The organism is Mesorhizobium sp. P2_B11 (assembly GCF_056404855.1).
In genome coordinates this window covers 256,293-280,425 of the sequence record NZ_JBFUDF010000004.1, presented here as the reverse complement: position 1 = coordinate 280,425, position 24,133 = coordinate 256,293, and the positions used below count along the sequence as shown (strand labels likewise).

The 24,133-nt window shown below is 62.9% G+C and carries 20 protein-coding genes and 1 tRNA gene; 8 read left to right on the top strand and 13 right to left on the bottom strand.

Translation table 11 applies throughout. From position 1 onward, the window contains the following. Positions 1-2: 2 nt before the first annotated feature. Positions 3-1,409: an O-fucosyltransferase family protein gene (locus tag AC1DYJ_RS14915; RefSeq protein WP_477286162.1), complete on the top strand. Its 1,407-nt coding sequence runs from the start codon at positions 3-5 to the stop codon at positions 1,407-1,409. 4 nt (positions 1,410-1,413) lie between these two features. On the opposite strand, the gene AC1DYJ_RS14910 is transcribed toward AC1DYJ_RS14915, so the two are convergent. Next, complete coding sequence (locus AC1DYJ_RS14910; RefSeq protein WP_477286164.1) at positions 1,414-3,447, bottom strand: alginate lyase family protein; 2,034 nt, start codon at positions 3,445-3,447, stop codon at positions 1,414-1,416. A gap of 279 nt (positions 3,448-3,726) precedes the next feature. Here AC1DYJ_RS14910 and AC1DYJ_RS14905 point away from each other — a divergent pair, with 279 nt between their 5' ends. Then, positions 3,727-3,918, top strand: coding sequence for a hypothetical protein (locus AC1DYJ_RS14905; protein ID WP_477286166.1), 192 nt, complete (start codon positions 3,727-3,729; stop codon positions 3,916-3,918). Positions 3,919-4,014: 96 nt separating this feature from the next. Here AC1DYJ_RS14905 and AC1DYJ_RS14900 read toward each other — a convergent pair whose 3' ends face one another. The 3 genes from AC1DYJ_RS14900 to cpdR all read right to left on the bottom strand — a co-directional run bounded on the left by AC1DYJ_RS14900 (position 4,015) and on the right by cpdR (position 5,594). Continuing rightward, complete coding sequence (locus AC1DYJ_RS14900) at positions 4,015-4,899, bottom strand: hypothetical protein (RefSeq protein WP_477286168.1); 885 nt, start codon at positions 4,897-4,899, stop codon at positions 4,015-4,017. A 142-nt stretch (positions 4,900-5,041) separates the two neighbouring features. Next, a tRNA-Val gene (locus AC1DYJ_RS14895) sits at positions 5,042-5,116 on the bottom strand. A 115-nt stretch (positions 5,117-5,231) separates the two neighbouring features. Further along, on the bottom strand, positions 5,232-5,594 hold the full coding sequence (cpdR, locus tag AC1DYJ_RS14890; RefSeq protein WP_006199474.1) for a cell cycle two-component system response regulator CpdR: 363 nt from the start codon (positions 5,592-5,594) through the stop codon (positions 5,232-5,234). 164 nt (positions 5,595-5,758) lie between these two features. Between cpdR and AC1DYJ_RS14885 the strand changes: the two genes are divergently transcribed. Together AC1DYJ_RS14885 and hisN are read left to right on the top strand one after the other, a co-directional pair. After that, the gene (locus AC1DYJ_RS14885) at positions 5,759-6,700 is read left to right on the top strand and encodes an N-formylglutamate amidohydrolase (RefSeq protein ID WP_477286170.1); all 942 of its coding nucleotides are present in this window, start codon (positions 5,759-5,761) and stop codon (positions 6,698-6,700) included. A gap of 337 nt (positions 6,701-7,037) precedes the next feature. Then, positions 7,038-7,811: a histidinol-phosphatase gene (hisN, locus tag AC1DYJ_RS14880; RefSeq protein ID WP_477286172.1), complete on the top strand. Its 774-nt coding sequence runs from the start codon at positions 7,038-7,040 to the stop codon at positions 7,809-7,811. Positions 7,812-7,824: 13 nt separating this feature from the next. Here hisN and AC1DYJ_RS14875 read toward each other — a convergent pair whose 3' ends face one another. The 4 genes from AC1DYJ_RS14875 to AC1DYJ_RS14860 form a co-directional block, all read right to left on the bottom strand. After that, positions 7,825-8,652, bottom strand: coding sequence for a helix-turn-helix transcriptional regulator (locus tag AC1DYJ_RS14875; RefSeq protein ID WP_477286173.1), 828 nt, complete (start codon positions 8,650-8,652; stop codon positions 7,825-7,827). Positions 8,653-8,761: 109 nt separating this feature from the next. Further along, positions 8,762-8,998, bottom strand: a complete 237-nt coding sequence (locus AC1DYJ_RS14870) for a DUF1127 domain-containing protein (protein WP_477286175.1) — start codon at positions 8,996-8,998, stop codon at positions 8,762-8,764. A 3-nt stretch (positions 8,999-9,001) separates the two neighbouring features. Then, positions 9,002-9,172 (bottom strand): hypothetical protein, encoded by a 171-nt coding sequence (locus tag AC1DYJ_RS14865; protein ID WP_181057448.1) that lies wholly within the window; start codon positions 9,170-9,172, stop codon positions 9,002-9,004. A 190-nt stretch (positions 9,173-9,362) separates the two neighbouring features. Beyond that, positions 9,363-10,322, bottom strand: coding sequence for an alpha/beta fold hydrolase (locus tag AC1DYJ_RS14860; RefSeq protein ID WP_477286177.1), 960 nt, complete (start codon positions 10,320-10,322; stop codon positions 9,363-9,365). Positions 10,323-10,780: 458 nt separating this feature from the next. On the opposite strand from AC1DYJ_RS14860, the gene AC1DYJ_RS14855 reads away from it, so the two are divergent. After that, complete coding sequence (locus AC1DYJ_RS14855; protein ID WP_477286179.1) at positions 10,781-11,248, top strand: Hsp20 family protein; 468 nt, start codon at positions 10,781-10,783, stop codon at positions 11,246-11,248. 177 nt (positions 11,249-11,425) lie between these two features. Next, a complete protein-coding gene (locus AC1DYJ_RS14850) occupies positions 11,426-12,178 on the top strand; it encodes a sulfite exporter TauE/SafE family protein (RefSeq protein ID WP_477286181.1) in 753 nt (250 codons plus the stop codon). Here AC1DYJ_RS14850 and AC1DYJ_RS14845 read toward each other — a convergent pair. Beyond that, positions 12,175-13,065 carry an MBL fold metallo-hydrolase gene (locus AC1DYJ_RS14845; protein ID WP_477286183.1) on the bottom strand — a complete coding sequence of 297 codons (891 nt, stop codon included), beginning with the start codon at positions 13,063-13,065 and terminating at the stop codon, positions 12,175-12,177. The genes AC1DYJ_RS14850 and AC1DYJ_RS14845 overlap by 4 nt on opposite strands. A 26-nt stretch (positions 13,066-13,091) precedes the next feature. After that, positions 13,092-14,141 (bottom strand): threonine aldolase family protein, encoded by a 1,050-nt coding sequence (locus AC1DYJ_RS14840; RefSeq protein ID WP_477286185.1) that lies wholly within the window; start codon positions 14,139-14,141, stop codon positions 13,092-13,094. Between the two features lie 497 nt (positions 14,142-14,638). Here AC1DYJ_RS14840 and gltB point away from each other — a divergent pair, with 497 nt between their 5' ends. Then, the gene (gene gltB / locus AC1DYJ_RS14835) at positions 14,639-19,390 is read left to right on the top strand and encodes a glutamate synthase large subunit (protein ID WP_477286187.1); all 4,752 of its coding nucleotides are present in this window, start codon (positions 14,639-14,641) and stop codon (positions 19,388-19,390) included. A 143-nt stretch (positions 19,391-19,533) separates the two neighbouring features. Beyond that, on the top strand, positions 19,534-20,988 hold the full coding sequence (locus tag AC1DYJ_RS14830) for a glutamate synthase subunit beta (RefSeq protein WP_477286188.1): 1,455 nt from the start codon (positions 19,534-19,536) through the stop codon (positions 20,986-20,988). 2 nt (positions 20,989-20,990) lie between these two features. Here AC1DYJ_RS14830 and AC1DYJ_RS14825 read toward each other — a convergent pair whose 3' ends face one another. The 3 genes from AC1DYJ_RS14825 to AC1DYJ_RS14815 all read right to left on the bottom strand — a co-directional run bounded on the left by AC1DYJ_RS14825 (position 20,991) and on the right by AC1DYJ_RS14815 (position 24,033). After that, positions 20,991-21,398 carry an MAPEG family protein gene (locus AC1DYJ_RS14825; protein WP_477286190.1) on the bottom strand — a complete coding sequence of 136 codons (408 nt, stop codon included), beginning with the start codon at positions 21,396-21,398 and terminating at the stop codon, positions 20,991-20,993. 137 nt (positions 21,399-21,535) lie between these two features. Further along, positions 21,536-22,705 (bottom strand): SGNH/GDSL hydrolase family protein, encoded by a 1,170-nt coding sequence (locus tag AC1DYJ_RS14820; protein ID WP_477286192.1) that lies wholly within the window; start codon positions 22,703-22,705, stop codon positions 21,536-21,538. A gap of 104 nt (positions 22,706-22,809) precedes the next feature. After that, positions 22,810-24,033 (bottom strand): lytic murein transglycosylase, encoded by a 1,224-nt coding sequence (locus AC1DYJ_RS14815; protein WP_477286194.1) that lies wholly within the window; start codon positions 24,031-24,033, stop codon positions 22,810-22,812. Positions 24,034-24,133: the final 100 nt, after the last annotated feature.

The following is a 24,133-nucleotide window of genomic DNA, read 5'->3' as shown; positions in this document are numbered from 1 at the left end:
AGTTGATTGCCGCGACCCGGGATGACGGGCTGGGCGGCCGGCTTCTGGCCATGGTCAACGCAAAGGCGCTTGCCGATGCAACAGGCCACCGCTTCGGTTTCACCTGGAAGCGAGCCGTCTCGGACAAGACGTTTCACATTGTCGATACGGTCGATAAAATATTTGCTCCAGACTTCATCGAAAAGCACTGGCTGGGCGAAAAGATCACAGGCACGCCTCTTGAGATTCTCAAGAAAGGGAAATTCACCCGCGCAAGCCTGAACGCCTCAGCCCGGCGAAGCTTTTTTCGCGGCTGGCTCTGCAACGATTTCAATGTTCTGGAGTCTTTTTGCGACAACGGCAAGCCGCTCGCGACGTCCGACACGATCAGGACGATCGGCTTTGCCGAGCCGGTGAACCACGCGCTGCGCACGGCCCAGTCCTGTCAATTTCCGGAGCAAATGGCCGGGCTGCACCTGCGCAGCGGCGATATCGTTCGCGGCAAATACCGTTCGACGCTCAATTTCAACGGCAAGGTGATTCCTTCGACTCTGGCCAAGGCGATTGTGGCGGAGCTCGCGTCACAGGGCATAGCGACGCTGCTGGTCGGCCAGGACCGTGCGACGCTCGACTATCTGAGATCGCAAACCGGCGCGTTGCTGACCGACGATTTCGGCGCAAACGAATTCGAGGATCAGACGCTGAGGGCGTTTTTCGAGATGGCGCTTCTGGCGCGCTGCCAGCGGATCTATGCCGGCAGCAGCGTGTTCGCATCGGTGGCCTCGGTGATGGGCGACTCTCCCCGCATCAAGACCACCGCGCTGTTCAGCCCGCCCCGGACCTCGCAACTCATGCTCGATGAGTTGGCGCACAATCACGCCGACTATCATCCGCTCGAAGCGGCCTTCGGCTATCTGTCGGCGTTCCTGGCTGTCGAGGATGACATCAGCCCGGCCAGGGCAAGGGACATTCTCGGCAAAGGCTGTGCGCTCGATCCTGAGAACGATGCCTATGCGCTGAAGATCGTGGCCTCCTATTTTCGCGAGAAGGATTACTCTTCGGGCGAAGCCATTTTGAAATCGCGCATGACGGCGCAGTTCGAGGCGCATCCCAAGATGCCGCTGCCAATGCTTTCGGCCCTGTCGCGCAAGACAATGCACGGCCACGCCATGGGCAAGGATTTCGCGTTCTATCTTGCCGCGGCGAAGGCCGGTCATCCCTATGCCACGGCCTGCGCGGCCCATATTCTGCATGAAGGGTTTGGCGAACTGAAACCGGCGCTCGAGATGATCGCCAGGTCGCAGGCTGCCGAACCGGCCAATGCATTGTTCAGGAAGATCAGGCGCTCCATCCGGCCGATCGCGACGCGTGACTCCAGCCCGCTGTTGAAAGCGCGGCTGCGGCTTTGGAAAGCCGGGATCAGGATTTAGTCCGTCACGGCCTTCGCCAGATCCAGAACGGTGCAATGCCCCGGTCGGGGTGGAAAAGCGGTCTCCCGGGGCTGACTTCGGCAAGCGCTGCGGCCTCGGGGTCGTGGCATGCGAGATCGAACAGCAGCGGCCGGGCCAGATCCCGGTCGATGGTCTCGATATCTTGTCTGTCGATATCGGCTGCAAACCGGCGCAGCGCCGTGACCAGCCCCTGTCCCTCGGCAGCCTGGCACAGATCGTCGCCGACCGAGGACAAAAGCCGCGCCAGGGAAGTCCAGGCCTGCAAGACGAACATGGCGTCGTGCGGGCTGGACGGTTCGTTCAAAAATGAGCCGTCGGATGCGATCTCGGCAACCAGCCTTTCGCGGACGCGGAGGCGGACCCTGGCCAGCGTCGCGCCGTCATTCAGAAACAGTGCGATCGATGCCCGTTGCAGATCGCTGACAACACCGCGATTGCCAAACGCCGTCGCCGGCGCGGTGGCCAGCCATTTGCCGTAGCTGCCAAGCCAGGCTTGGAAATCCTCCCGGTCCTGTCCCTTCAGCGCCCCGGCGCGTTCAACAAGGCGGACGGCATCGAGAAAGAAGTGGAGATCACCAAGCCCCAGGACAGCTTGCTGCGCGTAAGGCGGGTTCATCCTTGTGTCGGGGTCGACGAACCAGGCGCGGATCCCTTGCACTGCATGGGCGGCAAAACGCTGCTCGCCGAGCACGGCCGCCGCCAGCGCCAGCACGGTGGTGTCGTGCAGGGCATGGCGCAGGTGGGCAGGATCGCCTGCTTGCTGGAGATCGGTGCGATGAGCGCGGGCGAGCACCTCGCTCGCGGCCGTTTCGAGCTGGCGGCGAAGCTCGGCGTTCCCGGATGCCGCGGCAAGGGCAGCGTCATCGTAAAATGCCAGGCGCGCCGGATCGAGCCTGGCGGCGGTCGCCAAGGCATCGCAGCGGTCGATCATGTCGACGATCGCCTCGTCGCGGCTGCTCCAGCGGGCGACGAAACCGACCTTGCCGATTTCCAGATGCGCGCGCCCGGAATCCAGGCGCGCCACCCAGCCGGCATTCTGGAAAAGCCCGGCATCGGGGGCCAGCGACGGACGTGGGAAATCCCATGGGTCGTCGCGGAAACGGTTCCACGGTCCGGGAACGCCGAGCCGCCACAGCATTTCGACCTTGGGCCGGCGGCCATAGGCATAGTTTTCGTCGAACAGCTCAGTGGTGTCGGTGCGGAAGATGATCTGCGGCTCTTCCCTGGCCGCCGGCTTGAAATTCTCGTCGAGCAGGCCCGCGTTTTCGACAATGCGCGCCATCGGCACGATGACATAGGGTAAATACGGCCGCGCCTCGATTGCTTCGCGTATCTGCCGGAATGCCTGCTCGGTCAGATAGCAGTTTCCGTCCCACGGCATCAGCCACTTCGCCCGTGTGCGCGCGATCTCGAGCGCCTTGTTGCGGGCGCCGTTGTTATTCATGAGATAACGGTTCTTGCTGCGCCTGATGAGCGTTTCGTAGCGCGCTGTGAGCTCAGCCGATTGGCCGCTTCTGCCGGAAAGCCGGAGCTCCTTTGCCGTCAGCCCGTCAATGTCCCACGCAATTCTGCCATAGGCCTCGAGATCGAAAGGGATGCGCAGAAAGCTTTGGCCGCGCCCCTCCAGCAGCTCGACGATGCGGGCCTCTTCAGCCGCATCGGCTATCCGATTGACGATCCAGAATTTGTCGCAGTCAGGAAAGGCCGGCTCATTGTCCAGGATGAAACGGGCATTGTCGAAGGACTGGCCTTTGCGGTGCCTCGGCTCGAGATCGTTGCCAATGATGCGGACGAGCATGAAGCTGTCCTTCGCCGCCGCAATCGGCAAGGCAGGGTATGCGTCACGCGCCGCCCTGGTGCGAAGCCTGACATCGCGCCTGTGTTCGAGCGTTCGCTTTGCCGCAACCAGCACGCCGCCAAGGCTCGCGCCCGGCGATTGGAGATATTTCCTCGTCCGTTTGAGTTCGAGGTAAATGCGTTGCCAGGCCGCCTTCCGCTCCGCCGGAGTAGACGTCATGGCCACCCGCCAGAGCGAGCGCGCAAGTGGTCGGAGATCCTCGACCATCCTGATGTCGTCATTCGCATTGTTCCCCACCCGAACATCGCGTCAGCTCCAGCCTTAAAGCCATCGGGCCCGGGCGTCACGACGGAAAATTTGTCCCGGGCCTTATCGTGCCTGCTCACCAGCCTGCGCCGGGAAGCTTTGCCGGCAATTTCCGTTTTGCTCATGAACCATTTCGGTGCCGCCCGCGACCAAGCGCTGTGTAGCAAACACGGTCCATCAAGGAGAACGTCCATGTCTATCACGTCAAGAAACGTCCTTCTCGCCGCCATCGCCGTTTCGGTGCTGGCGGGGTGTCAGACGGCACCGCCGAGGGAATGCGAGAAGACCAAACCTGGTGTCACCTATAACGGCAAATGCTGCGGCATCGGCACCCCGTGCCGTGAAGGCCGCAACCATGACAAGCCCGATCCGCGGCCGCAATGATCCACGCGCCTGAATCGTCTCGGCTCGCGCCGGGACGTTTCCCGCACCACCAACCGGATGCCGTTACGGATTGGAAAACCGCTACCCGGTTTTCCCTTAGATACCCCAGGTCAGATTGCGCCGAATGGCTGAAAGAAATCCCGAAACGCGAGAAGACCGGGCGTCGTCGGCTGCCAACGCTGCATCCATCGACCGTTCGAATTCGGTCACCATCGACGCCAGCAATGCCTGCAGCGCGGGACCGTGCAGCCTCTCGACGATGGCGTCGTAATCGCCTAGCGTCGCGGCGACGACGTCCGGGATGTCTTCGTAGCGGCACCAGATCATATGCTCATGGTAGGGGATGTGCGTTCGCAACGGCACGTCCTCGCTGATGACAAGGCAGCCTTGCGACAACGCCGGCAGCACCCTGAACTCTTCGATCGAATGGTGGTGCCAGGTCTGGTGCGGGTTCACGACGATCTTCGCGCTCCGGTACAGCGACTGCAGCCCAGGCAGGTCGTAGATGCCTTGCGCGTTCCGGTAGCCCGGGAATCCTTCGAGCTTTTCGATCAGGGCTGCCCGTCTCGGCTCGCTGGTGTTGATGATGTTGGTCAGCACGTCGATCTGCCGGCCGCCGGCATTTGAATACGGAAACGGGATGGCGGGGCAGTAGACGATGCGGTCGCACAGATCGCGCGAGAATTTCCCGCTGGATTTGATGTTGACGATGTTCGGCACATTGTATTCCAGCACGATATCGGCGGCGCGGAACTGCTTTTCCCCGACGATGCGCACCAGGTATTTTCCGTCGCCGCCGAACATCGATGGGACGACGCCCCGGGGCGTCGAGCGGGAGACGTCGCGTCCGCCGGGAAGCACCAGATTGTGCTCGTCCTGCATGAAGATGCGCAAATCCGCACGCGGTTCGCCACGCCTGGCGAAATAGGCCTGCACGACCGGCAGGTTGGTCATGAGCTTGTGAGCATTGAGATAATGCATCCGGCGACCTCCGGGTGAAATCAGCCCGGTTGTCAAGGCAGGCTTACCCGCCCGATGGCATGACGAACGGCAGCGCCTGAGGGATGGCGCAACGGCAACAGCCGTTGGCGCTCGGTCAGCTCTGGTGCGGCTTTGGTCTGGATGGTGGGCGTGACAGGGATTGAACCTGTGACCCCTGCAATGTCAATGCAGTGCTCTCCCGCTGAGCTACACGCCCATCCGAAGCCGCGCATACACCATTTTTGATCCAGCGCGTCAATAGCCGGAAAAGGGAAAGAACGGCTCGTTTTGTCGCGCCGCCAGGCGAGCGGCGGAATCACACTGGGCGTGCTTCAGGCGGCCTGCAGCATTTTTTCGACCTCATTGACGAGATCGCGCAGATGGAAGGGCTTCGACAGCACCTTGGCGTCTTTCGGCGCCTTGGAATCGGGGTTGAGCGCGACGGCCGCGAAACCGGTGATGAACATCACCTTGAGGTCGGGATCGATCTCGGTGGCGCGGCGGGCGAGTTCGATACCGTCCATCTCCGGCATGACGATGTCGGTCAAAAGCAAGGAGAACGGCTCCTCGCGCAGCCGCTCATAGGCACTGGCGCCATTGTCGAAATCGCTGACCTGGTAGCCCGCTCGCTCCAGCGCCTTGACCAGGAACCGGCGCATATCGTCGTCGTCTTCCGCCAGCAGAATGCGTGCCATCATATCCCGTCCGAATCACCCCACCCAAGCCTGCCGTCCGGCAAGCCCGTTAACCATCCTGTATATGAGGAGGTGACGGTAAACATCAAGTGAACGCTAGCAGCATTAATCCTGATTTGCCGGGGTTTCTGGCACGCCGAAATGCTGGACATGCGGCCGATGAGGTGGCAGTTTCCCATCATGATGCATTGCTGTTTCCGGGTTCGTTCAAATTGACGACGGCAGCCGAGGATTTTTCGGTCGTTCCACCCTTCGAAATCCGATCGGGCGCCGAGCAGCGCGTTCCCTTCGTCTTCAACTCGCCGCATAGCGGCCGCTATTATCCCGACCGCTTCCTGGCCATGGCCAGGCTCGACCGCAACGCCATCCGGCGTTCCGAGGATTGCTATGTCGATGAGTTGTTCGGCGGTGCGGTGGCGCTGGGCGCGCCGATGCTGGCGGCGAATTTTCCGCGCGCCTATCTCGACGTCAATCGCGAACCCTGGGAACTCGACCCGCGCATGTTCGCCGAGCCGGTGCCGTCCTTCTGCAACATCCGCTCGGCGCGCGTGGCCGGCGGGCTCGGCACCGTGCCCAAGCTGGTGGGCGAGGGGCTCGACATCTATTCCGGCCGCTTGCCGCTGGCGGAGGCCGTGCAGCGCATCGAGGCCGTCTACAAACCCTATCACGAGACGCTGAAGCGGCTTTTGACCCGAACCCATGCCAGGTTTGGCTATGCCGTGCTGATCGACTGCCATTCGATGCCGGCGAGCATCAGGGTGGGTGACAGCGGCCTGCGGCCGGACTTCATCGTCGGCGACCGTTTCGGCATCTCGGCCACGGCTGCGTTGACCGAGACGGCGATAGGGCTGCTCACCGGCATGGGCTATACAGTCGCCCACAACAAGCCCTATGCCGGCGGCTTCATCACCGAGCATTACGGCCGGCCGGCGCGCCATCTGCATGCGCTGCAGATCGAGGTCAATCGCGGGCTCTACATGAATGAACGGACGTTCCAGAAATCGGCTGGTTTCGATGCGCTGGCCGACGACATGGCGCGCTTTTCGGCCGATCTGATGGCGATGCCCGATCACCATTTCATCGACCTGCCACTGGCTGCCGAATGACGCCAGAACGGCGGCTATTTGCGCGATCCCGCGCCAGCCACGCGGCGGCGTAAAAAAAGACCGCATCGTTTGCACGACACGGTCGAAGTCTAGGGAGGAAACGCCCAAGGAGGGCATGGACAGGAAAACCTGTCCGAGTACAAAGTTATTGTGCGATGCACAAATGTCAATCGATTCCACGCTTTTTTAATTCACTCTGATGTGGAAATTGCGTTTGAATGGCGTTGATGTGACATTTTGGCAACAATTATCTCAGTGATAAATCGATAAACCGGCTTGTTTTGGCGCAAAAGTGCCGCCAGACCGGATCAGGCACTCTGCAATGCGGGAGAATCAGGTGGACATCAGCATCGATTTCATGCGCCGGATCGCGCAAGCGGCGGCGGCTGAAACCTTGCCGCGTTTCCGCGCACAGGGCGCGGTGGCCAACAAGGAAAAGGGCAGTTTCGATCCGGTCACGGAAGCCGACCGCGAGGCGGAACGCGCCATCCGGGCGCTGATATCGGCCGAGTTTCCCGATCATGGCATTTTGGGCGAAGAGCACGGCAGCGAAAACATTTCCTCCAGGCATGTCTGGGTGATCGATCCCATCGACGGCACCCGCGCCTTCATCTCCGGCCTGCCGGTGTGGGGAACATTGGTCGGGCTGACGGTCGACGGCGACGCTGTCGCCGGCATGATGGCGCAGCCCTTCACCGGCGAGCTGTTCTACGCCAACGCTTCCGGTTCCCACTATGAGGGTCCAGGCGGCCCGCGGAAGCTGTCGACCCGCAAGACGACGAAGCTCGACGAGGCGACCTTGTTCACCACCACGCCGGCGCTGTTCAAGGGCGAGGCGCGCACGCGCTTCGACAAATTCGAAAAGCAAGTCCAGCTCGTTCGCTACGGCGCCGATTGCTATGCCTTCGCCATGATTGCCTCGGGCAGCGTCGACATCGTCGCCGATCCCGGATTGAAGCCCTATGACATCGTGGCGCTGATCCCGATCATCGAAAAGGCCGGCGGCGTCGTCACCACATTCGAGGGTGGCCCGGCGGAAAAGGGCGGCGACATATTGGCCGCGGCGACGCCGGAGCTTCACGCGGCGGCGATGGCGGCCTTACGCGGCTGATTTTTTTGCTCTGTCAGCGCTTGATCGAGCGCTGGAATTCCGCCGGCGTCCGGCCATAGGCCTGCCGGAACGCCGCGCTGAAATGGCTGTGGCTGGAGAAGCCGAGGTCCAGCCCAAGCGTCGTCAGATTGTCGTAGCGGCCGAGCAGGTCGAGCGCACGCGCCAGCCGCAGGCGCAGATGGTAGCGATACAGCGGCATCGCCTCGACCTGCTGGAAGACCTGCGTCAGATAAACCGGTGACACCCCGACTTCGGGGGCAATCTCGGCCAGCGTCCAGCGCCGCGACAGGTCCGAGGACAGGACGAGCTTGGCGCGATCGACCAGCTTCTGCCGGCCGGCGCTGGCGCCGGCGGCATGCGAGGTGCGCTCGCCGAGAGAGCGTCGCACCAGCGTCAGCGCCAATGTTTCGGCCTCCAGCGTTTCGGCAATGTTGCGGCTCAGGCTGTGGCGCAGCACCGCCACCAGCGCCTGGGCCCGCGGGTCGATGCGGCGGCGCTGGCGGCGAAACGCCAACGCGCTGCCCGAGCGCAACTGCTCCTTCGGCGTCAATTCCTGCAGCTGCGCCTCCTCGATGACGAGATCGAGGCAGGAATCGCCACCCTCGACGGGGTGGCTGATCCGGTATGGCTCGGCCTCATTGAAGAACAGCAACTGGTTGGCTTCGGCGACCGCATCGTTGCGGCCGACATGGCGCACGAAGACACCGCGATAGGGAAACACCAGATGCGTGGCCGCAGTGCATTCTTCTTCGCTCTTGTGCCGGCATTCGCCGCTGCAGACGACGTCCCTTACCCTGACGGTACCGGTGTCCAGGAGCGTCTGTACTGCGAATTGCGACATGGCCGTTGCGTTTCCCTTTGCACCACAAGCTATCCGGCACTTTAGGCGATCGGCCTGTCCAAACCTGTCAGGAGACTTCACCTGTCAGAGTTTTCGCGACCAGCCCGGCTCAGTCCCACAAACGGCGCACATATTCCGCATGGGCCTCGCCGCGCGACAGCCCGATGTCCTTGAGCTGCTCGTCGGTCATTTCGAGCAGTGCAAGGCGGCTTCGGCGCCTCTCCAGCTGACGGCTGATCCAATTGGCCGCCGCGATGCAGTGTGTCCGCAAGGAACGCCGGAAGGTCGCGGATTGGGTTGCGGGTGCCTGTGCCAGGTGCACCACCGTTGCATGATTGGCGCGCATCGCTCAGGCCTCCCCGTTGCCGACTACAGAGGCGCCGGCCACAGAGGCGCCGGCTTCGTTCAGCGCTATCGCGCATTCCTCGCAGCAGACCTCGACGGTCTTGCCACCGACCTTGACGCGGATCGGGTTGGCGTCCAGCTGGCAATCGCAGGCAGCGCAGGTTTTCTCGGTCATGATGTCATCTCCTTGGCGTTCAGTTCGACTGGGACGTTCAGTTCGACTGGGAGATGAGCATTCCGGGGCAGCACCGGCTGTCAGAATCTTTAGCTCTTTGCGTGCGGCCGGCGCTGCCGGGCGGTCCTCCTGACAGAAGGCTGTCAGCAGGCGCAAGCTCAAGGCGCCGCAACCAGCGGCGCTGGCGGCATCAGGTCGTGGGGTCGTCGTTGCCGGGAATGAAGGCGTCGAAGGCGGCGAGCAACTGCTCGCGATAGACATCGGCCTCCTGCAGGATCTCGTGCTTGGCGCCATCGATCGTCAGCAGCGAGCCGACGCGCAGACGCCTGGTGTAGGCCTCCACGGCCTTGGTCGAGACGACCTGATCGGCGCCGGCGGCGATCACCAGCAGCGGCACCTGGATCCTGGCCATGAAATCCGGCTCGGTGATGACCTCACCGGCCTTGATGGCGGCCTGCAGCCAGCGGATGGTCGGGCCGCCGAGCGCCAGTTGCGGCCATGCTTCATAAATCTGCGTGTTGCGCTGATAACGCTCGGGGTCCGAAGTCACCTTGTTGAGGGCAAAGGGCAGGGTTTGCCGCGGACGCGGACCCCAGGCGGCATAGAGCCGGCCAAGGCCGAGAAAGCACAATGCAGAGCAGACGCGGCGCACCGCTTTTGCAGACAGCGGAAAATCGGGCACCGTCAGGAAAGGCGCAATCAGCACCATGCGGCGCACCCGGTTGACCATCGACGGCGCGGCGAGCAGCGCAATTACGGCTCCGGCCGAATGGGCGAGGATGTAGTAGGGGCCGCGGCAGTCGGGCAGCACGATGTCCTCGAAGAACTGCTCGAGATCGCCGGTGTAGTCGTAGAAGGAGCGGACATAGCCGCGTTGCGGGTCACGGAGCAGCCGGTCCGAACCGCCCTGGCCGCGCCAGTCGAGCGTGGCCACGCCGAAGCCGCGATCGGTCAGGTTGCGGATGGTCTCGAAATATTTCTCGATGCACTCGTTGCGGCCGGGCAGCAACACGACCGTGCCCTTCAGCGGTCGGGTGACCGCGGCAAAAAGGCCATAGCGGATCTTCTTGCCGTCGCGCGTGGTGAAGAAACCGCCGGCGACGTTTTGCGGCGGCGGATTGCCTGGCGTGGGGTGGAAGAGATCCGTCATTCGGCGCTTGCGTTTGGTGGTGTCTCGCCCGGCAGGGCGTCGGCATGGTGATAGACGCCAATGGATGAAAAGCAAAGGGAGGGCGCCAAGGGGGCGGACGAACAACGAGTAAGGCCGGAAGCAGCTTGCGGCGTGCTTCCGGCCTCTGTCGATCCGGGAGGAAGGGACGTTACACCCGGTTCGGCTTCGTCGCGGCACCTTCTACTGGTGCCGCCTGGTTGTTGATCCTGGCTGTACTCTAGCGCCGGCCGGCTGAACGGGCGCCGAAGCGGCGGTTCATCTGCCGTTCATCGTCGCCTCGATTCACAGCTGTTCAAAAATCCTTGAAATGCGCTTTTGCGCTCCCCAAATGTCGGATGCAGCCGCCGATGTCGGGGCTGCTGGTTCACGCGAAACGCCTTTTTCAGGGTTTCGCACCGGCCACACGCAAACCATGTTGCTCAACAGGAGAACACCTCATGCGTCACGTTGATTTTTCGTCGCTCCATCGCTCGACCGTCGGTTTCGACCGACTCTTCACGATGCTCGATAGCCTGGCTCAGCCCGAGAGCGCGCAGACCTATCCGCCCTACAACATCGAGCGCACCGGCGAGAACGCCTATCGCATTTCGATGGCGGTTGCCGGCTTCTCGGATGAAGAGATATCGATCGAAGCCCACCGCAACGTGCTGACCGTCAAGGGTGAGCGCAAGGAAGAGGGCAATGGCGAAGGCTCCGAGCTGCTCTATCGCGGCATTGCCTCGCGCTCCTTCGAGCGTCGCTTCCAGCTTGCCGACCATGTCGAGGTCGTCGGCGCCACGCTGAAGAACGGCCTGCTCTTCGTCGATCTCACCCGCAACATCCCCGAGGAGCTGAAGCCGCGCAAGATCGCGATTACCGCCAGCTCCGAGAAGGCCAAGCAGATCGAGGCCAAGAACGCCGCGTAATCAAGACGGCGGCGTCACAACGCCCAAGGGACGTAGTAACGCCCAGGAATAGAAGCGTCTCCTCCCGAGACGAAAGCGGCGCCGCGAGGCGCCGCTTTTTTGTGGCGCCGAAGTCTGCCACCCCGAACCATCATCTCTGGCTCTTTCGGTAGGGGCGCCGCCTTCCCATGAAGGGCGATGTCTGATTTCTCGCTGGCGTTGACAGCCACCATCGCCGTCACCTTCCTGCTTGCCGGCATCGTCAAGGGCGTTACCGGCATGGGCCTGCCGACGCTGGCGATGGGGTTGCTCGGCACCATCATGCCGCCAGTCGCCGCGGCCTCCCTGCTGATCGTGCCCTCCTTCGTCACCAACATCTGGCAGCTGTTTGCCGGTCCGAGCTTCGCCTCGATCCTCAGGCGGTTGTGGCTGATGATGATCGGCATCGTCGGCGGGACACTCGCGGGCTCGTGGCTCTTGGCCAGCGACAACGTCAAATGGACCACCGCCGGCCTCGGTGCTGCGCTGATTGTCTATGCCGTCTATACACTGCTGGCGCGGCAATTGACGGTTCCCGCGTCGGCCGAGCGCTGGTCGTCGCCTGTTATCGGTTTTCTCACCGGCCTCGTCACCGGCGGCACCGGCGTGTTCGTCGTCCCTGCTGTGCCCTATATCCAGGCGCTGGGCTTGAGCCGTGACGACCTGATCCAGGCGCTCGGCCTGTCCTTCACCGTGTCGACCATCGCGCTTGCCGCCGGCCTTGCCTCGCACGGCGCCTTCAAGGTCGAACACATCGCCATGTCGTCGCTGGCGGTCCTGCCGGCGCTGCTCGGCATGTGGCTTGGCCAATTGCTGCGGCAGCGGATCAGCCCGGCGACCTTCCGGCGCTGGTTTCTCATTTTCCTGATCCTGCTTGGCCTGGAGTTGTTGGTACGGCCTTTCTTGGCCTAGGCGCCGGTCGCGAGAACGGCCTCGACGTTCTGCCGATGAACGGGCTCGTATAGCGCGAAGTACTCGACCGCACCGGTGGCGAACATGTCGGCGCCGAAGGTTTTCAGATCCTGCTTGGCCAGATCGGGCTCATGCCGGCAGCGGAGCAGTTTCTGGACATAGGCTTGGGTCGCGGCGATGAGGCTTTTGTCATAGCCGCCTCGTTCGATCGCTTCGAGCGAACCGTGATTGGGCAGGATGCGGTTGATCGGCCAGCCAGCCATGCGTTCGAGATCGACCAGATGTTGCGCCAGACGATCCGCCTCGCTGACATAGGTGATCGGGTCCTCGAGCGTGTCGCCTGCCAGCAGCAGGCCGGTTTCGGGCATGAACAGCACCGTGCCGTCATGGCTGTGGATTTCGACCCGGCGCAGTTCGACCGCGATCGATCCGACGGTGAGGTCGAGGCTGCCGTCGAAGGTCCTGTTCGGCAGCACGAGTGGCTTGATCGGCGGAACGCCGCCTTCGATCTCGGCCCGGTTGTTCTTGAGTGCCGAGGCGGTGAGCGCGTTGGCGATGATCTCGCAGTCCTGAAACACTTCATTGCCGGCAATATGATCGTCATGCCAGTGGCTGAGCACGACGCGGATCGAGCGGACGCCCATGTCTTCGAGCGTCTGCCGGATAGAGCGCGCGTGAGGCAGCGAAATATGCGTGTCGTAGACAAGCGCCTGCGGCCCGTCGACAACCGCATAGGTGCAGATGCCGAGGGCATAGGCGCCGTCATCCAGCCAATTCGGCTCGTCCGACCAGGCACGGACGCCGTCGACGCGGCCATCGTAGAAGCCCAGCACCTTTGGCGCCGGGCGAAGCAGCCGCATGGTCGAGCCGAGGGGTGGCTTGGTCATCTCTTTACGCTCGATCCCTTGGGCGCTCAGGCGATCAACTGGCCGAAGCGGTCGACTTCATCCGAAGTCGTGGCAAAGCTGGTGACGAAGCGATAGAGCAACTCGTCTTCGCCGACATGGCCATCGAAGCTGTGCGGCTTGTGCCAGTCGTAGAAGGCGGCGCCCGCCGACTGCAGCTTTTCAGCTTGATCCTTCCGCATCACCGCAAACACCTCATTGGCCTGCGGCAGCCAGGCGAGCTTCGCCGTTGCCGAATCCTCAATCGCCGCGGCCAGGCGCGCGGCCATGGCGTTGGCGTGGCGGGCCGTGTCCAACCAAAGGCCATCTCTAAAATAGGCCTCGAACTGCGCCGATATGAAGCGCGACTTGGAAAACAGCTGCGCGGCCCGCTTGCGCAGGAAGGACAATTCCTTGGCGCGGTCGAGATCGAACAGCACAATGGCTTCGGCGCACCAGCAGCCATTCTTGGTGCCGCCGAAGGAGACGATGTCGACGCCGCGCTTCCAGGTCATTTCAGCAGGCGTCGTCTCAAGCGCGACCAACGCGTTGGCAAAACGCGCGCCGTCCATATGCAGCGGAAGGGAGAAGCGCTTGGCGATATCCGAAATCGCGGAGATATCATTGAGCCCATAGATCGTACCGACCTCGGTCGATTGGGTGATCGAGATGGCCGTCGGCCGTCCCCAGTGGACGATCTCGGGCGCGAAACGGGCGATGGTGCGCTCAAGATTGTGCGGATCGATCTTGCCCAGTGCACCGTCGATCGCATGAAGGCGCGAGCCGCCACCGAGATATTCCGGCGCGCCGCATTCGTCCTCGATGATGTGCGATTCGCGGTGGGCAAAAGAAATGCCGCCGGGTTTGTTGTAGGCGGCCAGCGCCAGCGAGTTGGCGGCTGTGCCGGTGGCAACGAAGAACACCGCGACTTCGCGCTCGAAAATCTCGCTGAAACGCTGGTAGACGGCGCGATCGAGATCGCCATCGCCATAGGCGGTCGAAAAGCCGCCGGCATTGGCTGACAGGCCGGCGGCAATGCCGGGATGGACGCCCGCCCAGTTGTCGGATGCAAAGAACATTCAAAAAGTCCATGGCTGTTTGCGAAAAGGAGCGCGACCATGGCTGCTTCGGGGTTTGACGCGCAAGGGCCAGGGGCTGAAAAAGCGGTAAAGCCAGAGGCTGATCACGAAGGCGTGCGGGGACCGAAGTTTTCGTTTCGACTGCGTGTCGCGTAATTTTCTGTCGCCAAACGCCCAAGATTTTTGTGAATCGGTCTTGTGTGTGTTCAGGATTTCTGCCATAAAAATTTAGGACAGTAGTGCTGTCTTATTTTGTCGCACAAGTCAGGCTGGATTGGCGTATCATTTGGGCCACTCCGGCCGTTGCCGCGAGCGACGGGTAGACGGTTCGGCTGTGGCCTGTACGATACCGGATACGAACCGGCGGCGCACCGCTCGGTTCGCCAAGGATTTCGCAAGACGTGCCGCAAGAATGAGAGCGGAAGCCAGTCGCTTCCCAAGGTAGACCAGCGCCCCAAACGCTAGAAGTGCAAGGGGCCGGAACGGAGGACAGGACGATGACGGAACTGACGCCATCTGCGATTATCGGCCAGGCCGCGCAGACGAAAGCGGCAGCCGTTAAAAATACCGTTCTGACCAATACCGGCCGAACCACCAACGGCCTGACCACTAATGGCATGACCGCGCAGGGTCTCTATGATCCGCGCAATGAGCATGACGCCTGCGGCGTCGGCTTCATCGTCAACATGAAGAATGTGAAGTCGCACCAGATCGTCAAGGACGGGCTGTTCGTGCTCGAAAACCTGACGCATCGCGGCGCCGTTGGCGCCGATCCGCTGATGGGCGACGGCGCCGGCGTGCTGGTGCAGATCCCGGACCGCTTCTTCCGTGAGGAGATGGCGGCGCAGGGCATCGAACTGCCGGCGGCTGGGCAATACGGCGTCGGCCACTGGTTCATGCCGCAGGACGCGGCGCTGCGCGCTCATATCGAAGACATCATCGCCGAATCGGCGCAATCCGAAGGGCTGCCGCTGCTCGGGTTCCGCGACGTGCCGGTCGACAATTCATCGCTGTCGAAGGCGCCGGATATCGCGGCGTCCGAACCGTTCCATCGCCAGGTCTTCATCGGCCGCACACCAGACATCACCGACGACGAAGAGTACGAGGCCAGGCTCTACCTGCTGCGCAAGGTCATTTCCGGCCGCATCTACGCCGAGAACAACAACCGGGATGTCGGCGCCTACTGCGTGTCGCTGTCGGCGCGCACCATCGTCTACAAGGGCATGTTCCTGGCCTACCAGGTCGGCGCCTACTACAAGGATCTGTCGGATCCGCGTTTCGAGACGGCGCTGATCCTCGTCCACCAGCGTTTTTCGACCAACACCTTCCCGTCGTGGAAGCTGGCCCATCCCTACCGCATGGTCGCCCACAATGGCGAGATCAACACGGTGCGCGGCAACAACAACTGGATGGCGGCGCGCCAGGCTTCGGTCGATTCCGAGCTGTTCGGCAACAACATCTCCAAGCTGTGGCCGATCTCCTATGACGGCCAGTCCGATACGGCGTGCTTCGACAATGCGCTCGAATTCCTGTTCCAGGGCGGCTACAGCCTCAGCCACGCCATGATGATGCTGATCCCGGAAGCCTGGGCCGGCAACAAGCTCATGGATGCCGACCGCAAGGCTTTCTACGAATACCATGCAGCCCTGATGGAGCCGTGGGATGGGCCGGCCGCGGTCGCCTTCACCGACGGCCGCCAGATCGGCGCCACGCTCGACCGCAACGGCCTGCGCCCGGCGCGCTACATCGTCACCGACGACGACCGCGTCATCATGGCCTCGGAAGCCGGCGTGCTGCCGGTGCCGGAGGAGAAGATCGTCAAGAAGTGGCGGCTGCAGCCCGGCCGCATGCTTCTGATCGACCTCGCCAAGGGCCGCATCATTTCCGACGAGGAGATCAAGTCGGAAATCGCGACCAGGCATCCCTACAAGACCTGGCTCAATAACACGCAGTTGATCCTCGAGGATCTGAAGCCGGTCGAGCCGCGCGAACTGCGCAAGGATGTCAGCCTGCTCGATCGCCAGCAGGCGTTCGGCTACAGCCAGGAAGACACCAAGCTGTTGATGTCGCCGATGGCGACCACCGGCCAGGAAGCCGTGGGTTCGATGGGCACCGACACGCCGATCTCGGCGATGTCGGACAAGTCGAAGCTGCTCTACACTTATTTCAAGCAGAACTTCGCTCAGGTCACCAACCCGCCGATCGACCCGATCCGCGAGGAGCTGGTGATGAGCCTGGTGTCGTTCATCGGGCCGCGGCCCAACATCTTCGACCTGGTCGGCAATTCGCGCCGCAAGCGGCTCGAAGTGCGCCAGCCGATCCTGACCAATGGCGATCTGGAAAAGATCCGCTCGATTGGTCATACGGAAGACCGTTTCGACACCAAGACGATCGACATCACCTACGGGTCGAGCGAGGGCGCTGCCGGCATGCAGGGCGCCGTCGAACGTCTGTGCGAGCGGGCCGAAGCGGCCGTTGCCGGCGGCTACAACATTATCATCCTGTCCGACCGCCAGGTCGGGCCGGACCGCATCGCCATTCCGGCGCTGCTGGCGACGGCGGCGGTGCACCACCATCTGATCCGCAAGGGACTGCGCACGGCGGTCGGCCTGGTCGTCGAATCCGGCGAGCCGCGCGAAGTGCATCATTTCTGCTGCCTTGCCGGCTACGGCGCCGAGGCGATCAATCCTTACCTCGCCTTCGACACGCTGCTCGACATGCACAAGCGCGGCGAACTGCCGGCCGAGGTCGACGCCTACGAAGTCGTCTCGCGCTACATCAAGTCGATCGGCAAGGGCATCCTCAAGGTGATGTCCAAGATGGGCATCTCCACCTACCAGTCCTATTGCGGCGCGCAGATCTTCGACGCCATCGGGCTGAAGACGGATTTCGTCGAGAAGTACTTTACCGGCACTGCGACGCTGATCGAAGGTGTGGGTCTGGACGAGGTCGCGGCCGAGACGCTCAGCCGCCACAGCGACGGCTTCGGCAACGATCCGGTGCTGCGCAACAGCCTCGAGGTCGGCGGCGAATACATGTACCGCATGCGTGGCGAAGCCCATATGTGGTCGCCCGACGCCGTCGCCACCTTGCAGCACGCCGTGCGCCAGGGCTCGTGGGAGACGTTCAAGGATTACTCGGCGCAGATCGACAGCGAGACGGCCCGGGCCCAGACCATTCGCGGCCTGTTCAGGATTAAGCTGGCGGAAGAGACCGGCCGCAAGAAGGTCGCGATAGAGGACGTGATGTCGGCCGCCGACATCGTCAAGCGTTTCTCGACCGGGGCGATGTCGTTCGGTTCGATCTCGCGCGAAGCGCACACCACGCTGGCGCGCGCCATGAACCAGATCGGCGGCAAGTCGAACACCGGCGAGGGCGGCGAAGAGGCCGACCGTTATTTGCCGCTGCCCGGCGGCGGCAAGAATCCGGAACGCTCGGCGATCAAGCAGGTCGCTTCGGGCCGGTTCGGTGTCACCGCCGAATATCTCGTCAATTCCGATGTCATGCAGATCAAGGTCGCGCAAGGCGCCAAGCCCGGCGAGGGCGGCCAGTTGCCGGGCCACAAGGTCGACGCGACCATCGCCAAGGTCAGGCATTCGACGCCCGGCGTCGGCTTGATCTCGCCGCCGCCGCATCACGATATCTATTCGATCGAGGATCTGGCGCAGCTGATCTACGACCTGAAGAACGTCAATCCGGCGGCCGACGTCTCGGTCAAGCTGGTGTCGGAAGTCGGTGTCGGCACCGTCGCGGCCGGCGTCGCCAAGGCGCGCGCCGACCACATCACCATCTCGGGCTATGATGGCGGCACCGGCGCCTCGCCGCTGACCTCGCTCAAGCATGCCGGCAGCCCGTGGGAAATGGGCCTTGCCGAGACGCATCAGACGCTGGTGCTGAACGGCTTGCGTTCACGCGTGGCGCTGCAGGTCGATGGCGGCCTGCGCACCGGACGCGACGTCATCATCGGCGCGCTGCTCGGCGCCGACGAGTTCGGCTTCTCGACCGCGCCGCTGATTGCGGCCGGCTGCATCATGATGCGCAAGTGCCATCTCAACACCTGCCCGGTCGGCGTCGCGACGCAGGATCCGGTGCTGCGCAAGCGCTTCAAGGGCACGCCCGAGCATGTCATCAACTTCTTCTTCTACGTGGCGGAAGAGGTGAGAGGGCTGCTGGCCGAAATGGGCTACACCCATATCGACCAGATCGTCGGCGACAGCGATCTTCTGGAAAAGCGCGAGATGATCCAGCACTGGAAGGCGCGCGGGCTCGATTTCGGCAAGATGTTCTTCAAGCCGGATGCGCCGCATGAAGCCATACACTGGACCGAGCGGCAGAAGCACCCGATCGACGATGTGCTTGACCGCAAGCTGATCGAGCTGGCCAAGCCCGCGCTTGAGAGCAAGCAGCCGGTCAAGATCGAGGTCGACATCCGCAATGTCGACCGCTCGACCGGCGCCATGCTGTCGGGCGAAGTCGCCAAGCGCTTCAGGCACAAGGGCCTGCGCGAAGACACGATCCAGGTGAAGCTGACCGGCACCGCCGGCCAATCCTTCGGCGCCTTCCTGGCGCGCGGCATCTCGTTCGATCTCGTCGGCGCCGCCAACGACTATGTCGGCAAGGGTCTGTCGGGCGGACGCATCGTCATCCGGCCGCCGGAAGAATCAAAAATCGTCGCGGCGGAATCGATCATCGTCGGCAATACGGTGCTCTATGGCGCAACCGAGGGTGAGGCCTATTTCGCCGGTGTCGCGGGCGAACGCTTCGCGGTGCGCAACTCGGGCGTGGCCGCCGTCGTCGAAGGCGTCGGCGATCATGGCTGCGAGTACATGACCGGCGGTATCGTCGTCGTCATCGGCCAGACCGGCCGCAACTTCGCCGCCGGCATGTCGGGCGGCGTCGCCTATGTGCTGGACGAAGCCGGCGATTTCGCCGCGCGCTGCAACATGGCAATGGTCGAGCTGGAGCCGGTTCCGGAAGAGGACGATCTGATGGAAAGGCTGCTGCATCATGGCGGCGACCTCGACCATAAGGGCCGCGTCGACGTCTCCGGCGACATGACCAGCCATGACGAGGAGCGGCTCTACCAGCTGATCTCGAACCACGTGCATTTCACGGGTTCGGTGCGCGGCCGCGAGATCCTCGACGACTGGACGACCTTCCGGCCGAAATTCCGCAAGATCATGCCGGTCGAATACCGCCGCGCGCTGATCGAGATGGAACGCATGCGCATGGGCGTGGCGGCGGAATAGGCTTTTGAACTTGCCGGGAGGCCCAGGCTTCCCGGCGGAACTTTCAGCGACAGTTTGACCTCTGACGCAAGGTTGCCATGGCTGCCTCAAGGGGTTAACGGGTGCGGCGAACCCCGCACCATCTGGACAGCAGGAACTGGACTATGGGCAAGGTAACAGGCTTTCTCGAAATCGACCGGCAGGTGCACAAGTACCAGCCGGCATCCGACCGCATCCGGCATTTCCGTGAGTTCACGCTGCCGATGTCGGACAAGGAGGTCGAGAAACAGGCGGCACGCTGCATGGACTGCGGCATTCCGTTCTGTCACGGGCCGACCGGTTGCCCGATCCACAACCAGATCCCCGACTGGAACGACCTCGTCTACAATGGCGACTGGGACAATGCGATCCGCAACCTGCATTCGACCAACAATTTCCCCGAATTCACCGGCCGCATCTGTCCCGCGCCTTGCGAGGAAGCCTGCACGCTGAATCTCGAAGACATTCCGGTCGCCATCAAGACGGTCGAGCAGGCGATCGCCGACAAGGCCTACGAAACCGGCCATATCCGGCCCTATCCGCCGGAGAAGAAGACCGGCAAGCGGGTTGCCGTCATCGGCTCCGGCCCGGCCGGCATGGCCGCCGCGCAGCAGCTTGGCCGCGCCGGGCACGAGGTCAGTGTCTACGAGCGTGAGAGCCGCCCCGGCGGGCTGATGCGTTATGGCATTCCCGACTTCAAGATCGAGAAGCACTATATCGACCGCCGCATCGAGCAGATGCAGGGCGAGGGCGTGACCTTCCATTGCGGCGTCAATGTCGGTGTCGACAAGTCCGTGGCAGAGCTGCTCGCCGAATACGATGCGGTGCTCTATTGCGGCGGTTCGGAATCGCCGCGTCCGGCCAACATTCCGGGCGACGATCTCGGCGGCGTCTATGACGCCATGCCCTATCTGGTGCAGCAGAACCGCCGCGTCGGCGGCGAGCCGATCCAGTCGGTGGCGTGGCCGTCGCACCCGATCATCGCCAGCGGCCAGCATGTCGTCGTCGTCGGCGGCGGCGATACCGCGTCCGACTGCGTCGGCACCGCCTTCCGCCAGGGCGCGGTCCGCGTTACCCAGCTCGACATCCGCCCGCAGCCGCCGGAAAAGGAAGACAAGCTTTCGGTCTGGCCCTACTGGGCGACCAAGATGCGGACGTCGTCCTCGCAGGCCGAAGGTGCCGAGCGCGAATTCCAGGTGGCGACGCTCGAATTCATCGGCGAGGACGGCCAGCTGACCGGTGTGAAGTGCTGCGAAGTCGACGAGAAGCGCAAGCCGATCGCCGGCACCGAATTCGTCATCCGCGCCGATCTCGCCTTCATCGCCATCGGCTTTGCCGGACCGGCTGCCGTGGGCGTGGCGAAGGAATTGGAAGGCGAGATGAAAATCGTCACCGACAACCGCCGTTCCAGGAATGTCGAAGCCAACGATCGCGATTACAAGACCAGCGTCGACAAGCTTTACGCCGCCGGCGACGTACGCCGCGGCCAGTCGCTGGTGGTCTGGGCGATCCGCGAAGGCCGCCAGGCGGCACGCTCGATCGACGAGGCGCTCATGGGATCGACGGTGCTGCCGCGCTGAAGCTAACTGATTAGCAGCTTCACCGCCCAATAGAGGCCGATGGCCATCTGGACCGCAAACGCGGAAAATCGAGCCTTGACCGCGTTTGGACTGGTCGACGTGAGATGAATGGCAGACTGGATCAATCGCGCAACGAGAAACCAATACGCAATCGGGTCGGTGATCCCGGTCCGCGAAGTCATCATGGCCAAGGCCATGAGGCCTCCGAAGATTGGAAGTCCCTCAATGCAATTCGCGTGAGCTCGCGCAAGACGCTGTAAAAAGGGCGAAAGACCTGCGTTGTCCGGCGCGAATCCATTGGCGGGGATGCGGCCGCTCAGTACGAGGTGCGTGCGCAAGATCTCCATCCATGTGAGCAATACAAGGGTCCAAGTCACGAACCCAAGCAATGCGTAGCCCGTTGCCGACATATTCGCCCCCAACTTTGACTTCGGCCAAAAACCGATAGTGCCATTGTTCGGCTCGGGGCGGAATTGCCGCCAGGCAGGACCGTCGGTTAAGGAGTTGCCGTCGTCGCGTCCGGCGTGGCGGCTTCTGTCGCCGGCGGCTACGTCTTCGGAGGCCGGGAGAAATCGTCGGCGCGGCCGGGCGACGCCTCGGGGGCCTTGCCCTCGAGGATGAGTTTCTCGCCGGGCAGATCCGGATTGGCCTTGGGCACCGCCGCCGCACCGAGAAGTTCGGAGCCGCCATCGAGCGCCGGATCGTTGAGCAGCATCGGAACCGTGCGGTCGACCACGATGGGGGCGGCGGGCAGAGAGGGCGCCTCAACCGGGGCGCCGGCGGGTGCGGCAGCCGTCACCACGCTTCCCGGCGCTGCCAGGCCGAGGATCTTGGCCAGTGGCTTTTCGGTGTAGAAGGCGAGCTTGCGCTTGCCGGCCTTCGACACGTTGATGCCGTCGTCGGAGCGCAGCCGCACGGCCTGGCCGTTAATATCGGGACCGGTGGTGACGAAGGCGCCGTTCTCGTCGACGAACCCGTCCCAGACATCGACGAATTCGCCGCCGTTCTTCTCGGCGGCCGAGTGGTAGATGTCATTGAAGGCCAACATGTCGGAGGTCATCTTCGGCGCCTTGAAGGCCGGCATGCCGACCCACAGATACGGCACTTTGGTCGACGCCAGCGCCTCGCCCAACGCCTCGGTCCGGCGCTCGTATTCCTTGGTCCAGTTCTCGGAACGCGGCTGCTCGCGCACATCGTTGACGCGCATCTGCTGGCGATCGTTGGAGCCGAGCATGACGACCACGGCTGCCGGCTTCTCCGCCTCGATCAGCGATTTGACCTGTTCGGGCCAGTTGTAGACATCATCGCGCACGAAGCCTGACGAGCCGTTGGCGCGCTGGACGATCCTGATGGCGGGATTGGCGGCAAAGGCGGTGTCGAGGCCCTCGGCAAGGCCACTCGCCATGAAATCGCCGATCACCAGGATGACGCGGGAATCCGGCGTCTTCTCTACAATCGGAACGGCAGGTTCAGCGGGTGCTCGGGGCTTTTTCTTGACCTTGGGCTTTGCCTTGCGGATGTCGAGCGGCGGCTCGATGCGCTCGCTGCGGCGTGGAAACAGAAGATCGCGCAGCGACCAGCCGCGGTTCTGCGGCTGCTCCTGCGCCAAGGCGGGTGTGTGGAAAGTGCCGGCAATTCCCGTCGCCAGGACGACGATGGCCAGAACGAGGATCGGCAAGCGGAAAACGATCACACGGATACGCGCTGCCGTAACCAAGCACCCTCTCCATCCCTTGGTGCATGACCCCTCGGACGGATCATGCGCAGATCGATGCTACAGCGTCACTTGCGCGCGGCAAATGCGCGGCGCGGTAGCTGGCCCTATTTCTTTCTGAGCCATTTGAGCACTTCCATGCTCGGATACCCGTCCTGGGTCAAGCCGACGGTTGCCTGATAGGTCATGATGGCCGTTTTCGTGCCGTCACCGATCTTGCCGTCGAACTTGCCGTCATACAGCCCGTGCTGCGAAAGCCGCTTCTGCAACTCCTGCCTTTCCTCGAAGGAGAGTTTGGTGAAAGGCCGCTTCCAGTCCTGCACCAAACCATTAGAGCCGGCGATTTCGTCCGCAAGAAGGCCGACGGCGAGGGCATATTTGTCGGCGTTGTTGTAGGCCTTGATGACGGAGAAGTTCTTGATCATGAGGAAGGCCGGTCCGCCGCGGCCGTCCGGCACTTTCAGCGTCGCCTTGTCGGTTGCGTTCTTGAACGGCTTGCCATTGGCCCTGGCGACGCCAAGCGCCTGCCATTGTGCCAGCGTCTTCGAGCCGGCGGGCAGCTTGCCGGCCGGAATGGTGACTTCGTAGCCCCAGGTCTTGCCGCCTTGCCAGCCATTCTTCTTCAACAGATTGGCTGATGTCGCCAGCGCATCGGGGATCGAATTCCAGATGTCGCGCTTGCCGTTGCCGTCCATGTCGACGGCATAATGCTGGTAGCTGGTCGGGATGAACTGGGTCTGGCCCATGGCGCCGGCCCAGGAGCCCATCAGGTGGCTTTCGTCGATGTCGCCGCTCTGCAGGATCTTCAGCGCCGCGACCAATTGGGTGCGGGCGAATTTCGAGCGCTTCGGGTCGCCATAGGCGAGCGTCGCCAGCGAGCGGATGACATTGCGCATGATATCGTTGCGCTTGAGGATCTCGCCGTAGTTCGATTCCATCGACCAGATGGCGAGCAGGATGTAGCGGTCGACGCCAAACCTTGCCTCGATCCGGTCCAGCCACGGCTTCCATTTCTTGGCCATCTGCTGGCCGACGGCAACGGACTGGTCATGGACGCGGTTGTCGAAATAGTCCCAGGCGGGCGCGCTGAACTCAGGCTGCGTGCGGGCCTTTTCCAGCACCACCGGGTCGGGTTCGTTGATGCCGCGGAACGCCTGGTCGTAGACCGCGCCGGAAACACCGCCGGCAACAGCGGTGGCGCGGAAGCCGGCGACCCATTGCCGGAAACCGGCATCGGCAAAGGCCGGTCCGGTCGGCATCAGCAAGGCGAGCGAGAGGCTGGCCGCCGTCAGGACGCTGGTAAAGAGTTTTGCGGCACTGCGAACGGACATCTTTTCCTCCTTCTCTATCTCAGGAAAGACCATTCATCGCCGAACCGGGTTAGGAATTAGTTTACCATAGGCGGCGCCTGGAACGAAAAGACAGCTGGAT

Bases quoted from the DNA above. Each gene is read 5' to 3' on its own strand.
- AC1DYJ_RS14910 (WP_477286164.1), bottom strand. From the start codon at position 3,447: ATGACGTCTACTCCGGCGGAGCGGAAGGCGGCCTGGCAACGCATTTAC.
- AC1DYJ_RS14905 (WP_477286166.1), top strand. From the start codon at position 3,727: ATGTCTATCACGTCAAGAAACGTCCTTCTCGCCGCCATCGCCGTTTCG.
- AC1DYJ_RS14900 (WP_477286168.1), bottom strand. From the start codon at position 4,899: ATGCATTATCTCAATGCTCACAAGCTCATGACCAACCTGCCGGTCGTG.
- cpdR (WP_006199474.1), bottom strand. From the start codon at position 5,594: ATGGCACGCATTCTGCTGGCGGAAGACGACGACGATATGCGCCGGTTC.
- AC1DYJ_RS14875 (WP_477286173.1), bottom strand. From the start codon at position 8,652: ATGTCGCAATTCGCAGTACAGACGCTCCTGGACACCGGTACCGTCAGG.
- AC1DYJ_RS14870 (WP_477286175.1), bottom strand. From the start codon at position 8,998: ATGCGCGCCAATCATGCAACGGTGGTGCACCTGGCACAGGCACCCGCA.
- AC1DYJ_RS14865 (WP_181057448.1), bottom strand. From the start codon at position 9,172: ATGACCGAGAAAACCTGCGCTGCCTGCGATTGCCAGCTGGACGCCAAC.
- AC1DYJ_RS14860 (WP_477286177.1), bottom strand. From the start codon at position 10,322: ATGACGGATCTCTTCCACCCCACGCCAGGCAATCCGCCGCCGCAAAAC.
- AC1DYJ_RS14855 (WP_477286179.1), top strand. From the start codon at position 10,781: ATGCGTCACGTTGATTTTTCGTCGCTCCATCGCTCGACCGTCGGTTTC.
- AC1DYJ_RS14850 (WP_477286181.1), top strand. From the start codon at position 11,426: ATGTCTGATTTCTCGCTGGCGTTGACAGCCACCATCGCCGTCACCTTC.
- AC1DYJ_RS14845 (WP_477286183.1), bottom strand. From the start codon at position 13,065: ATGACCAAGCCACCCCTCGGCTCGACCATGCGGCTGCTTCGCCCGGCG.
- AC1DYJ_RS14840 (WP_477286185.1), bottom strand. From the start codon at position 14,141: ATGTTCTTTGCATCCGACAACTGGGCGGGCGTCCATCCCGGCATTGCC.
- gltB (WP_477286187.1), top strand. From the start codon at position 14,639: ATGACGGAACTGACGCCATCTGCGATTATCGGCCAGGCCGCGCAGACG.
- AC1DYJ_RS14830 (WP_477286188.1), top strand. From the start codon at position 19,534: ATGGGCAAGGTAACAGGCTTTCTCGAAATCGACCGGCAGGTGCACAAG.
- AC1DYJ_RS14825 (WP_477286190.1), bottom strand. From the start codon at position 21,398: ATGTCGGCAACGGGCTACGCATTGCTTGGGTTCGTGACTTGGACCCTT.
- AC1DYJ_RS14815 (WP_477286194.1), bottom strand. From the start codon at position 24,033: ATGTCCGTTCGCAGTGCCGCAAAACTCTTTACCAGCGTCCTGACGGCG.